Origin of the sequence: Streptomyces sp. NPDC088707, assembly GCF_044752725.1 — a bacterium.
Classification (GTDB): Bacteria; Actinomycetota; Actinomycetes; order Streptomycetales; family Streptomycetaceae; genus Streptomyces.
Map to the genome: position 1 here is coordinate 267,467 of NZ_JBIVLV010000002.1, position 12,106 is coordinate 279,572.

The following is a 12,106-nucleotide window of genomic DNA, read 5'->3' on the forward strand; positions in this document are numbered from 1 at the left end:
AGGGGCCCTCTCGGGCCGCCCCGTCAGCCCGTGCGGCCCGCCGGCACCCGGCGGGCCGTGGCCACGGCGGGGGCCGGTGAGAGCACGGGCTCGAGGGCCGGTGCGGCGGCGGGGTCGGCCGGGGTGCTGAGCGGAACGCCGGGGAACGGCGCGTACTCGCGGAACGGGCCCTCGACCGTCGTGCCCCGCACGGCGTAGGACCGTGTCTCGACCGGGACGGCGGGCGGCGGCGCGGCGAGCGTGAACCACACCACCTTGCCGTCGGCCCCGCACGGGCGGACCCCCCAACTCTCGCTGACCGCACCGACGATGGCGAGGCCGCGACCGGACGTGGTCAGCTCGTCGCAGCCTTCGCCGGCCTCGTACGCGGCGAGCGGGTCCGGACAGCCGACGGCCTCCGGTATGCGGGGGTCGTGGTCCCGTACGGACACCGTGAGGCGGTCGAGCAGCAGCTCGATCTCGACGGTGCAGCGCTTGTCCGGCTGGGCATGCCGGTGGACGTTCGTCAGAAGCTCGGTGACACCGAGCACGGCATGGTCGATCAAAGCGTCGAGCTGCCAATGACGGAGATGCGCGGAGACAATCCTGCGGACCTGTCCGATCCGCGACGGCAGGGCTTGGAGCTCCACCGCGTAGTACCTGCTCGGCTCGCTGATCACGGCTGCGGCTCCCCGAAGTAGTCCGGAAGAAGACGAAGATTCGGATCTCACATGCGGTACAGCAGGGCGGCGACCTGAGCTCGCTGTCACCACCGGTCAACCCTCGGTGAGGTGGTATCAGCGTGAACCAGTGGTGAGCGTCCCGCAACTCACGGCGACTCGCGGCAACCCGCGAGACGCGACCCGCGACGGCCGAGCGGCCGTCTCAGCGCCGCCCTGCCGCCCGCTTCAACGCCGCCAGGAACCGTCCCGACTCCTCCGCCGCGGCGCGGTCGTCGCCCCCGGCGGCGCCGCCCTTGTCCAGGGTCAGCCGGTAGCGCGTGCCGTTCACGGTGGCCACCGCCTCGTCGGGCTTCGCGAACCACGGCCGCCCCGCCCGGACCGCCGTCACGGGCGCGCTGTCGATCTCGCTGCCGTAACTCGTGAGGAGGGCGAGCCGCCCGTCCTCGATCCGCACCTCGCCCGCGCGTGTCAGTGAACGCGGCCAGCGGGCGATCCGTACGCCCCTGGCGCTGAACTCGGGTTCCGACATGCCGATCCGCCCCTTTCACCCGGTTGCCCTCCCAGTGTGCCGGGCCGTCGCGGCCCGCACCAGAGGTCCTTCCGTACGGCGTCCGCAAGTCATCCCTATGGACAGTCAAAGGAAACGTTTGCCCAGGTGAGAGGGGTATTCTCGGCTGCGGGGGAGCACCTGGGACGTGATCGAGGAGAGGCGCGGATGAGCACCACAGGGAACAGTGTGGAGAGCGGTGCCACCGCCGCGGCGGTGACCGTCGACGTCGACCGCACCGATCCGGCGTACCGGTCCTGGCTCAAGGAGGCCGTCCGCAAGGTCCAGGCCGACGCCAACCGCTCGGCCGACACGCATCTGCTGCGCTTCCCGCTCCCCGAGAAGTGGGGCATCGACCTCTACCTCAAGGACGAGTCCACCCACCCCACCGGCAGCCTCAAGCACCGTCTCGCCCGCTCCCTCTTCCTGTACGGCCTCTGCAACGGCTGGATCCGGCCCGGCAAGCCCGTCATCGAGGCCTCCAGCGGCTCGACCGCGGTCTCCGAGGCGTACTTCGCGAAGCTCATCGGCGTCCCCTTCATCTCCGTGATGCCCCGCACGACCAGCCCCGAGAAGTGCCGGCTGATCGAATTCCACGGCGGGCAGTGCCACTTCGTCGACGACTCGCGCACGATGTACGAGGAGGCCGCCGCGCTCGCCGAGCGCACCGGCGGTCACTACATGGACCAGTTCACCTACGCGGAGCGGGCCACCGACTGGCGCGGCAACAACAACATCGCCGAATCGATGTACCAGCAGCTGAGGCTGGAGCGCTATCCGGAACCCGCCTGGATCGTGGCCACCGCGGGCACCGGCGGCACCTCGGCGACCATCGCCCGCTACGTCCACTACATGCAGCACGACACCCGCATCTGCGTCGCCGACCCGGAGAACTCCTGTTTCTTCGACGGCTGGACGCACCACGACCCGCACGCCACCGCCGACTGCGGTTCGCGGATCGAGGGGATCGGCCGTCCTCGGATGGAGCCGAGCTTTGTGCCCGGCGCCATCGACCGGATGATGAAGGTGCCCGACGCGGCCAGCGTCGCCGCCGTCCGCGCCCTGGAGGCGGCGATCGGCCGCAAGGCGGGCGGTTCCACCGGCACCGGCCTGTGGAGCGCCTTCAAGATCATCGCCGAGATGGTCGCCCACGAGCGGACCGGCAGTGTCGTCACCCTGATCTGCGACGGGGGCGAGCGCTACCTGGACAAGTACTACTCCGACGACTGGCTGGCCGCCCAGGGCCTGGACATCGGCCCGTACAGCGCCGTTATCGAACGGTTCCTGGCGACGGGGGCCTGGCCGGAGTGAGCCGGCGGTCGAGCCGGCGCGCGGCGTCCCGGAAGGACAGCCCCACACCCGGTCCCGCGAGGCGCAGGGCCAGCCGGAACGGCGCGGCGCCGTCGGCGGCCATGGTCCACCGCAGCCGGGTGCCCTTGCCGACGGGGGAGAGGGCCCACTCCTCCGCGAAGGCCGCCACGCCGGGGGCGTTGGTCGAGTCGACCCGGTAGGCGTACCGGGTGTCGGGCTCGGCGGCGAGGATCGTCTCCTCGAAGACGATCCCGCCCCTGAGGCGGACCGTCCGACCCGCCCCGTCGCCCGAGGGGACCGCGGAGGAGACCGCGGTGAACCAGGCGGGCAGGCTCCCCACCTCCACGGCGAGCGACCGGTAGACGGTCGGCGGCGGGGCGGCGAGCGTCGCCGTGAAGACCAGACGGACGGGCGCGGACGCGGTGAAGTCGAGCTCCACCGGCCTCAGTCGGCGTGCCATGGACCAACCCTCCCCAGGATGGAACAGGACGGAAGCGGAAGTGCACCCTAGCTGACGGCATGTCAACAGCACAGGGGGTGCGGACGGTGGCCCCCCTCACTCCCCGGAGCAGGCCTCGGCCTGTCGGCAGCGCGCGTCACCGGCCTCCACCGGCGGCAGCACCCGCCGCTGGCCTCCACCGTCGGCAGCACCCGCCGCTGGCCTCCACCGTCGGCAGCACCCTCCGCCGGCGGCCGTGCCCGCCTCATCGCTCCCGCAGCAGCCCGTCCACCGCCCGGCCGAAGAGGGCCCGCCCCGCCCACCCGAGCACCGGGTCGAAGGCCCGCGGCAGGCCCCGCACGGACAGCTCCTCCGTCCACACCACCCGGCTTCCGCCGCCCGGCATCTCTGTCACCTCGACGAGCGCCCACCCCCGTACGACCCGCCCGGACTTCTCCAGGCGGCAGGCGCCCGACCGGTCCGCCCCGGACCCAGGCGGCTCCCACACCACGACCTCCATCGGGTCGTCGAAGGACAGCGGCCCGACGCCGGTACGGGCCGTGAAGCGGGTCCCGACCCGGTTCGGCCCCGGCGTCAGCACCCTCGTCCGGGTCAGCGGCACCTGGCGGCCGTGGGCCGGCCAGTCCGTGAGCCGCCGCCACACCTCGTCGGGCGACGGCGACACGGTCCGCTCGACCCGGAACAGGGTCACGCCCGCACCCCGGCGAGGAGCCTCATGCCTGCTCCTCGCCCGCCACCACGAGCCCCGGCAGATGCTCCGCCACCTCGGCCCGTACGTCCTCGGCGAGGCCCCGGTCCGTCACCCAGGTGTCCACCTCGTCCAGACCGGCGAACGAACTCAGCCCCACCGTGCCCCACTTCGTGTGGTCGGCGACCACGACGACCCGGCGCGCCGACCGCATCAGGCACCCGTTCGTCTCGGCCTCCGCCAGGTTCGGCGTCGAAAGACCCGCCTCCACCGAGATGCCGTGCACGCCGAGGAACAGCAGATCGAAGTGGAGCGAGCGGACCGCCCGGTCCGCCACCGGCCCCACCAGCGCGTCGGACGGGGTGCGCACCCCGCCGGTCAGGACGACCGTGGCCGCCCCGCGCCGCGACTCTCCACCCCCGCCCGTCAGTTGGGCCTCGTGGAACACGTCCGCGACCCGGACCGAGTTCGTCACCACGGTCAGGTCCGGCACGTCGAGCAGATGCCGGGCCAGGGCGTACGTCGTCGTGCCACCCGACAGGGCGATCGCGCTGCCCGGCGCGACCATCGCCGCCGCCGTCCGGGCGATCTCGTCCTTGGCGCTCGGTTCGAGCACCGACTTGGCCTCGAAGCCCGGCTCGTGGGTACTCGCCTCGACCACCGGAACGGCCCCGCCGTGCACCTTCGCGAGCATGCCCTGCCGGGCCAGCGCGTCCAGGTCGCGACGGATCGTCATGTCCGAGACGCTGAGGCGCCGGGTCAGCTCGTTGACCCGTACACCGCCGCGCCGCCGTACCTCGTCGAGGATCAGGGCACGCCGCTGCTCCGCGAGGAGGTTCTGGTTGTCAGTCACCGCCGGGGCCGGTCCTTCCGCAGGAGACAAGGGGATGGGTGTCGGATTCGGTGAGGAACGGTGCGCGGGCGCACCACTGTCCGCGATCCTGGTGCCGACGTCGCATCTTCCCACCCTGAGAGGAAGTCCCCTCAGTGTCCCCTGCCACACCCGCTCCGGAGAGCGGCGGCGCGGCGCTCGAACTCCTCGTCCACGGAGTCGGCGGAGCCACCCCCCAGGACATGCTCGACGACCCGAGGACCGTACGGATCACCGGCGACCGCACCGCCGCCATGCACCGGCGCGCCGAGGACGTCGACGCCGAGGACCACCCGGAGCGGTACGCGGCCCGCCCGGTCCCGGAGGCGTACGTCTGGTCCCATCTGACCTCCGGCGACGGCGCCCGCGCCCTGTGGCTGCTGCTCCTGCCCTTCATGGTCGTCAATCTCGCGCACTGGATGCGCCCGCCCGCCCAGGGCAGGCCGGGTCTCGTCCGGACGTACGGGGTCCTGGTCCGCCTGGTGGCCCTCACCCTCACCGTGCTGCTCACGGCCGCGGCCTGCGAGGTCGCGCTCGACCTGACGGCCTGGCAGTGCGCCGCGAGCACCGCCTGCAGCGCCGAGTACTCCTGGCTCGGCTTCCTCTCCGAGGCGCGCGGCGGCTGGTGGTCGGCCCCCGGCCGCCGCCTGGCCCTCGCCGCCCTGGTGCCGGCCCTGCTCGTCGGCCTCCTCTGGTACCTGTCGAACCGGACGTGGAGCGCGTACGAGGCCCAGCGCCCGCCCACCGGATACGACGACCCGGTGGCGGCACCACAGGCCGCCACCGGGCCGGCCCCGGTCACCGACGGTTCCGCCGACACGGAGAGCGCCGACCGGGGGGACGACGGTCCCGGCCCCGTCGAACTGCGGCCCGCCCTCGGCCGCCCCGGCTTCTGGTACGGCCGCCGGCTCGTCGCGCGCCTCAGGGCCGCCCACACCGCCGCCGGCTTCCTCACCGTCGCCGCCGCTCTCGCCACGGCCGCCGCCCGGCACGACGCCACCACTCCGGGCGCCGGCGCCGTCCTCGGCCGGGCCCTCCAGGCCGCCGTCGCCGCCCTCGCGGTGCTCGTCCTCTGGGTCGTCTGCCGCCGCGGCCGCAGCGAGCGCCGCCTCGACCTCCGCGTCGAACGCGCCCTCGTCTCCTGGCTGCCCGGTCTCTCGCTCGCCGTCCTCGCGCTCACCGCCCTCTACGCCGGCTGGTCCCGCCCCGGCTGGGCCTCCGGCGGCGCCCTGCCCGGCAACCTCGCCTTCGGCGGACTCACCCTCGCCCAGGGCGGCCTCGTCGTCGCCCTCGGCGTCGTCGCCGTGCTCCTCCAGCTGCGGCCCCGCGGGGACACCCGCACCGCACTGCGCGGACTCGGCGGACCCGCCGTCGCCATGCTCGCCTGCGCCCTCGCCGGTGTGATGTCCGGCGGTGTCGCCCAGCGCGTCGCCGACTGGCTCGACGGACCCGCCACCCCCGGCATGGGCGACGGCGGCCCCCGGATCAGCCCGCCCGTCCTGCTCAGCTGGCAGGCGTCCGTCATCCCCGTGCTGCTCCTGCTGCTGCTCGTGCCCGCCGTCCTCCTCGCCGTACGGACCGTGCTCGCCGGACGCAGGCTGCGCGCCCGGGTCGAGGCCGACTACGACGCCGCCGACGAACGCGACCCCGTCCGCACCGGCCGGATCGCGGCCGGCCGGGCCCGGGCGTCGCTCACCGACTCCGCACCCGTCCTCGTCGGCGTCGTCTCCGGAGCCACCCTGCTCCTCGGGGCGGGCTCCGTCGCCGGCGCCTGGGCGAGCGGTAACGTCCCCGGCCGCGCCTTCGACGGAGCCCACCCGGCGATCGCCTCCCTGGCCACCGTCACCCAGGCCATCGGCTCCTGGATGATCGGCTTCGGCTTCCTGCTCTTCGTCACCTGGGGCCGCCGCGCCTACCGGGACGTCCACGCGCGCCGCACCATCGGCATCCTGTGGGACGTCGGCACGTTCTGGCCACGCGCCGCCCACCCGTTCGCCCCGCCCTGCTACGCCGAACGGGCGGTCCCCGACCTGACCTGGCGCATGAGCTCCTGGACCCGGAGCACCGGCGGCCGGCTCGTCATCTCAGGACATTCGCAGGGCAGCGTGCTCGCCGCGGCCGCCGTCTGGCAGCTGCCGCCCGCCACCCGCGGCCGGGTCGCGCTCCTCACGTACGGGTCCCCCCTGGAGCGGCTCTACGGACGCTGGTTCCCGGCCTACTTCGGCCCGGAGGCGCTGCGCGCCCTGAACCGCACGGTCCACTGCTGGAGCAATCTGTACCGCGCCACCGACCCCATCGGCGGACCCGTCCGGGTCCCCGCCGAGGGCGGCAGACCCGCCGTCGACGCCGCGGTCCTCCTCGACCCGGTCGCCTACGGGCGCACCCGCGCCCACCCGCTGCCCGAACCGATCCTGGGCCACTCCGACTACCAGGCCGACCCGGCGTTCGCCCACCGGCGCGGCGCCCTCCTGGACCGGCTCCCGCCCGCCGTACCCCACCAGCGGGAGCCGAACGCGTCGGCTGATCAGGGGAGTTCGGGCAGATCCTCCGGGTAGAGCAGCGTCAGGTCGTCCGTGCTCGCCTCGGCGAGCGCGGAGACCCGGCCCGCGTGCCGCTCCACCATCGACTCGAACGTCTGGCGCGCGGTGCGGCCGTTGCCGAAGGCAGGGCCCTTGGGCAGCTTCGTGAAGTACACGAGAAGCGCCTCGTCGGTGCCCGGGGCGAGCCGGTACTCGTGCTCGTCGGCCTGCTGCCCGACGATCCGCAGCAGTTCCTCCGGCTCGTAGTCCCCGAAGGTGATGGTCCGGGAGAAGCGGGACGCCACACCGGGGTTGACCGTGAGGAAGCGCTCCATCTCCGCCGTGTAGCCGGCGACGATGACCACCACCGCGTCCCGGTGGTCCTCCATCAGCTTCACCAGCGTGTCGATCGCCTCGCGGCCGAAGTCGCGCCCCGAGTCCTCCGGCGACAGGGCGTACGCCTCGTCGACGAACAGCACCCCGCCGCGCGCCCGGTCGAAGGCCTCCTGGGTACGGATCGCCGTCGAGCCGATGTGCTCGCCGACCAGGTCCACCCGGGACACCTCCACGAGATGCCCGCGCTCCAGGACACCGAGGGAGGCCAGGATCTCGCCGTACAGCCGGGCCACCGTCGTCTTGCCCGTGCCCGGGTTGCCCGTGAAGACCAGATGGCGGCGGACCGAGGCGGCCTTGAGCCCCGCCTCCTGACGCCTGCGCCCCACCTCGATCATGTTGGTGAGGGTCCGCACTTCCAGCTTGACGCTCTCCAGGCCCACGAGGGCGTCGAGTTCCCCGAGCACGTCCTGCGACGAGCGGGCGTCCACCGCCGGAACCTCGGCGACGGGTACGGCGGCCGGGACACGCGGCACGGGGACCGTCCCGAGCAGCCCCCCGGACTGGGTGGCCGTCAGGACCGTCCCGCCGTCGGGCACGGAGGACCGGACCGCGCTCTCGTCACTGGTGCAGTCCTCGGCGCTCGCGCCCTCCTCCGGAAACTCGTAACCGCCGCGCGCGCACCGCTCCGTACGGCACTTGCGCAAGGTGGTCCGGCAGCCGTCGGTGACATGGAACCCGTACCCGCCGCTGCCCGTGACCCGGCAGCCGGTGAACGAGCCGCGGCCCTCCGCCGACACGTAGAAGCCGGCCTCGGCGGGCGAGGTGACCGTGCACCGGTCGATCGTGGGATCGGCGCCCTTGGTGACGATGACCCCCGTCTGCACGGAGTCGATCGTGCAGCCGCCGAGCGTGCCGCCGCTGCCGTGGTCCCGGAACCAGGCACCCGTCGACGCCTCCCGGATCCGGCAGTCGTCGAGCTGGGCGGTCGCCCCGTCGCTGACCGACACCGCCGTGTTCCGCACCTGCGACAGATCGCTGTCGACGACGTCCACGCGCGAACCCCGGTCGAGGACGAACAGCGCGTCCGGCACGTCGTGCACCCGGCAGGCGTCGAGGACGGCGGTCGCCCCGTCGCTCACCCAGACCGCCGGGTAGTCGCCCGTACTGTCGTGGATCTCGCACTGGTTGGCGTCCACCCGGGTCCCCGGGTCCCACACCGAGAGGCCGTTGCGGCCGAAGCGGCGGACGGTCGACCGGGTCAGTGTGAGGACCGAGCGCGAGCGCAGGTCGACGGCGTTCTCCGGGACGTCGTGGATGTCGCAGTCGGAGAGCGTGAGCACCGCGTCGGTGTCGAGTGTGATGCCGTCGCCCGAGGTGCGGTGCACCGAGGAGTCGGTGAGATGGGCGGTCGCGCGGGCCGCGATCTGCAGACCCGCGCCCTTGATCTCGTACACCTCGCAGCCGACCCCTTCGAGTCCGCTGCCCTCACCGGTCACGGCGATCCCGGCGCCCGAGGCGTGGTGCACCCGGCAGCGTTCGAGCCGGGGATGCGCGCCGCCCCGCACCGAGATGCCCGCCTGTCCGGCGGAGACCACCTCGCACTCCTCGAACACCCCGCCCGCGCCGTCGACCACGGCGATGCCGACCCCGGCGGGATTGTCGACGGTGCAGCGGCGGACCGTCGGCCTGGCCGCGCCGCGCACCTCTATGCCGGCCGCCGAGCGGGTCATGATCCGCAGGTCGAGCAGCTCGGGGGTGCCGTCCTCGACGAGCAGCGCCGGCGCGGCGACGTCCTGACCCTCGATGTGGAGGTCCTGGACGGTGACGGAGGCGCGCAGCGTCAGCGGCACCCCGTCCGGCGGTGCGATCCGCACCGAGCCGATCGAGCCCTCGGGGCCGCGCAGGGTGACGGCACGCCGCACCACGAGGTTCTCCCGGTAGGTGCCGGGAGCGATGGTGAGCACGTCCCCGTCCCCGGCCGCCTCGAGTGCGGCGGCGAGCGAGGGGTACTCACCCGTGCGGCGCCGCCACCGCGATGTGCCGGTGTGCGTCACCTGGACCGTGCCCTGTGCCATGGGTGTGTCCTGCCCCCGCCTCATGCCTCGCCGCTGATCCGATGCCCCACCGTAGCGCGCGCGAGGGCACGGGGTTGACGGGTCGTGGACGTGCACGGGTACCCGTTGCGGGGTGGGCGCCGGGCGCATGTCACGCCCGGTCAGGGGACGGTCGCCGATGGTCGAGGTCGGTCGGGCTCGGTCGCGCACTGGCGCTGCCGGAAGACGGCCGGAAGCCGGACGGGCGGCGGCTGGAAAGGGGTCTGGAGGGAGTCGGGCGTCGGCAGGAAGCCGGTCGGACGGCGGTCGGGACGGGGGCGGGAGGGCTCGGGCGTCGGCAGAGAGCCGGTCGGACGGCGGCGGAAGGGGGGCGGACATCGGTCGGAAGCCGGTGGGGCGTCGGTCGGACGCTGGATGCCGCCCCGCCTCGGCGGAGGTGGAGCGGATGCCGCCCGCCTCGACGGGGGTACGACCGTGGGTCAGCTGCCTGTTCCGGCGCGGCCCCAGTCCGGGCCGGTCGCCGCCCACGCGCGGTCGAGGCGGGCGTACCGCGTCAGCACCAGTCGGCGGACGGCGAGGCGACGGACGATCTCGACCATGAGTCCAGCGAGCAGAGCCGCCGTCAGACCGGCGACGACCGCGTGGGCGCGGGCGGTGTCCTCGTGCATCGGCGGAGCCACGGGGTGCCCGTACCGATCGGTCCACAGGGGGAACGTGGCGCCCGGGGCGGAGGTCCGCCGGGCCGTCGTCACCGTTCCCGTACGGGCCGAGCCGTCGGGTGCGGTCCACTCGGCCACGACGGAGCGGCGCAGACGCTCCTCGCCGGCCGCCTCGGCGGTCCTGGGGCCGCCCGAGGGCCGGTCGGCCGGCCTGAGCACCCGGGCCGTCGTCGGCACGCGCTGTTCCTGCTGGGTGCGGACCGCGTGCTGGAGCGAGCCGTGCGCGGAGGTGCCGGCGGCCCAGCCGGTGAGGGGCACCACGAGACAGAGGAGCGCGACCGCCGCGAAGGCGACCCAGGCCTCGACGAGATCCGTGGTCCGGCGCAGGGGGTTGTGCCGCCAGCGCCAGAGTCCGATGGCAGCGCGCACGTCGGAACCCCCTCGTTGTTCACAGCTCCTTCAACGAGTGTGCCCCGGGGGCGGGTTCCCCGCCTGCCGGGCCGGAGAAGTGTGACCGGCGTCCCGTGGCGGGTGTCGAGAGGCGCGGAGGGGCGCGGAGGGCGGCGGCTCAGTCCAGGATCTTCACCTCGTCGCCGGCCCGGACCGTGCCGGTGTGCTCGGGGACGAGGTTCTGGCCGAAGACGACCCGGCCGTCGCTCTTGCGGTGCCGCGCCAGGGTCCGCAGCGGCTCCTTGCCGCGTTCGGCGGTGAACTGGTTCGTCGTGGTGACGACACAGCGCCCGCACGGCCGCGCGACCCGGAAGGTGACCTCCCCGACGGCGAGCCGCGTCCAGCCGTCCTCCGCCCACGGGGCGGCGCCCTCGATCACCAGGTTCGGCCGGAACCGGTTCATCGGAAGCGGTCCCTCATGGGCGTGGTCCCCCTGCGCGATCAGGGAGTTGAGCGCGTCGAGCGACGACGTGGTGGTGACGAGCAGCGGATAGCCGTCCGCGAAGCTCACCGTCTCGCCGGGCAGCGCGTAGTCCGGGTCCACCGGACGCCGGTGCTCGGGCGCGTCCATGTGGACGAGCCGGAACTCGCCCTCCAGGTACGTCGAGAGCCAGTCGGCCGCCTCGGGGCCGGCCGGCACGGCCTCCACCGGTTTGTCGAAGATCTCCACCGTGACCGTGGACGAGGGGTGCGGTACCTCGACGGTCAGCGGCGGACGACCGGACGCGGACAGGACGACCCCGCCGCCCGGCAGCGGCTCCGCCGTGGCCAACGCCATCCGGGGGTGACGGCGTTGGGTCACGACCTTGTCCGCCGCGTCGACGACGGCCCAGCGACGGTCCCCGGCCAGCCCCCAGGGCTGGACCTCGGCCTCCGCGGTGGCCAGCGCGCGCATGGCCTTCACCGGGTGGACGTGGACGGAGCGGAGGAGAGGAGTCGGCATGCGGTCATCCTGCCAGCGCTCCGGACCCCACGCCGTCCGGAGAGTGAAAGCCGGTCAGTAGCCTCCGCCCTGGTACGGACGGTTGTACGGGTCGTCGTACTGCATCGGGGCGGGCGCGGGCCGGGGAGCCGCCGGGCGCATCGCCTCGTACCCCGCGGGGGCGGGGCGGGGCGGCTGCGCGTACTGGCCGCCCTGGTAGCCGCGCGGGGCCGCCTGCTGCTGCGGGATGTACGGGGCGGGGGCGTGCTGCAGGGGCACGGGGGCCATCTGCTGCGCGGGCTGCGGGTATCCGTAGCCGTTGCCGTAGGAGGGCGGGCTGGGCGCCGCCGGGAGGGCGGGCAGGGCCGCGGGGAGCGCCGGCAGGTAGGAACCGCTGGAGGGGAAGCTGCTGCCGGTGGCCGGGAAGCTGCTGCCGGTGTCGTAGGCGGCGGGCACTCGGATCGGGGCGATCTGAGGCGTGCCCCGCTCCGCGACCAGGGAGTCGTAGATCGGGGTGTCCGGGAAGGACGGCGCGGTGTGGTAACCGCCTCCATAGGTGGAGCGGGGGGAGGTCATGGCACATAAGTTAAGCCCACGATGTGCTGGTTGGGGAGCCTGATTAGAGGG

At 73.9% G+C, this 12,106-nt stretch carries 11 protein-coding genes; 2 read left to right on the forward strand and 9 right to left on the reverse strand.

What is annotated here, in order from left to right; all coding sequences use genetic code 11:
- Positions 1-23 precede the first annotated feature (23 nt).
- Both ACIP84_RS08705 and ACIP84_RS08710 read right to left on the reverse strand, forming a co-directional pair.
- Positions 24-659: an ATP-binding protein gene (locus ACIP84_RS08705; RefSeq protein ID WP_401796229.1), complete on the reverse strand. Its 636-nt coding sequence runs from the start codon at positions 657-659 to the stop codon at positions 24-26.
- A gap of 205 nt (positions 660-864) precedes the next feature.
- Entirely contained in the window at positions 865-1,191 is a 327-nt protein-coding gene (locus ACIP84_RS08710) for a hypothetical protein (protein WP_355959209.1), read from the reverse strand.
- Positions 1,192-1,377: 186 nt separating this feature from the next.
- On the opposite strand from ACIP84_RS08710, the gene ACIP84_RS08715 reads away from it, so the two are divergent.
- Positions 1,378-2,520, forward strand: coding sequence for a PLP-dependent cysteine synthase family protein (locus tag ACIP84_RS08715; RefSeq protein ID WP_401796232.1), 1,143 nt, complete (start codon positions 1,378-1,380; stop codon positions 2,518-2,520).
- Here the strand turns inward: ACIP84_RS08715 and ACIP84_RS08720 are convergent.
- The 3 genes from ACIP84_RS08720 to ACIP84_RS08730 all read right to left on the reverse strand — a co-directional run bounded on the left by ACIP84_RS08720 (position 2,480) and on the right by ACIP84_RS08730 (position 4,521).
- The gene (locus ACIP84_RS08720; RefSeq protein WP_401796235.1) at positions 2,480-2,980 is read right to left on the reverse strand and encodes an SRPBCC family protein; all 501 of its coding nucleotides are present in this window, start codon (positions 2,978-2,980) and stop codon (positions 2,480-2,482) included. The genes ACIP84_RS08715 and ACIP84_RS08720 overlap by 41 nt on opposite strands.
- Before the next feature lie 244 nt (positions 2,981-3,224).
- Positions 3,225-3,671 (reverse strand): SRPBCC family protein, encoded by a 447-nt coding sequence (locus ACIP84_RS08725; RefSeq protein WP_401796238.1) that lies wholly within the window; start codon positions 3,669-3,671, stop codon positions 3,225-3,227.
- Positions 3,672-3,693: 22 nt separating this feature from the next.
- Positions 3,694-4,521 carry a DeoR/GlpR family DNA-binding transcription regulator gene (locus ACIP84_RS08730; protein ID WP_355959202.1) on the reverse strand — a complete coding sequence of 276 codons (828 nt, stop codon included), beginning with the start codon at positions 4,519-4,521 and terminating at the stop codon, positions 3,694-3,696.
- Between the two features lie 134 nt (positions 4,522-4,655).
- Between ACIP84_RS08730 and ACIP84_RS08735 the strand changes: the two genes are divergently transcribed.
- Positions 4,656-7,094: a hypothetical protein gene (locus ACIP84_RS08735; protein ID WP_401796241.1), complete on the forward strand. Its 2,439-nt coding sequence runs from the start codon at positions 4,656-4,658 to the stop codon at positions 7,092-7,094.
- Here the strand turns inward: ACIP84_RS08735 and ACIP84_RS08740 are convergent.
- The 4 genes from ACIP84_RS08740 to ACIP84_RS08755 form a co-directional block, all read right to left on the reverse strand.
- Positions 7,064-9,469 (reverse strand): right-handed parallel beta-helix repeat-containing protein, encoded by a 2,406-nt coding sequence (locus ACIP84_RS08740; RefSeq protein ID WP_401796243.1) that lies wholly within the window; start codon positions 9,467-9,469, stop codon positions 7,064-7,066. The genes ACIP84_RS08735 and ACIP84_RS08740 overlap by 31 nt on opposite strands.
- 458 nt (positions 9,470-9,927) lie before the next feature.
- The gene (locus ACIP84_RS08745; RefSeq protein ID WP_355959197.1) at positions 9,928-10,536 is read right to left on the reverse strand and encodes a hypothetical protein; all 609 of its coding nucleotides are present in this window, start codon (positions 10,534-10,536) and stop codon (positions 9,928-9,930) included.
- A gap of 139 nt (positions 10,537-10,675) precedes the next feature.
- On the reverse strand, positions 10,676-11,500 hold the full coding sequence (locus ACIP84_RS08750; protein WP_401796246.1) for an MOSC domain-containing protein: 825 nt from the start codon (positions 11,498-11,500) through the stop codon (positions 10,676-10,678).
- Positions 11,501-11,554: 54 nt separating this feature from the next.
- Positions 11,555-12,055: a DUF6643 family protein gene (locus ACIP84_RS08755; RefSeq protein WP_401796249.1), complete on the reverse strand. Its 501-nt coding sequence runs from the start codon at positions 12,053-12,055 to the stop codon at positions 11,555-11,557.
- Positions 12,056-12,106: the final 51 nt, after the last annotated feature.

Bases quoted from the DNA above. Each gene is read 5' to 3' on its own strand.
- ACIP84_RS08720 (WP_401796235.1), bottom strand. From the start codon at position 2,980: ATGGCACGCCGACTGAGGCCGGTGGAGCTCGACTTCACCGCGTCCGCG.
- ACIP84_RS08750 (WP_401796246.1), bottom strand. From the start codon at position 11,500: ATGCCGACTCCTCTCCTCCGCTCCGTCCACGTCCACCCGGTGAAGGCC.
- ACIP84_RS08740 (WP_401796243.1), bottom strand. From the start codon at position 9,469: ATGGCACAGGGCACGGTCCAGGTGACGCACACCGGCACATCGCGGTGG.
- ACIP84_RS08710 (WP_355959209.1), bottom strand. From the start codon at position 1,191: ATGTCGGAACCCGAGTTCAGCGCCAGGGGCGTACGGATCGCCCGCTGG.
- ACIP84_RS08755 (WP_401796249.1), bottom strand. From the start codon at position 12,055: ATGACCTCCCCCCGCTCCACCTATGGAGGCGGTTACCACACCGCGCCG.
- ACIP84_RS08715 (WP_401796232.1), top strand. From the start codon at position 1,378: ATGAGCACCACAGGGAACAGTGTGGAGAGCGGTGCCACCGCCGCGGCG.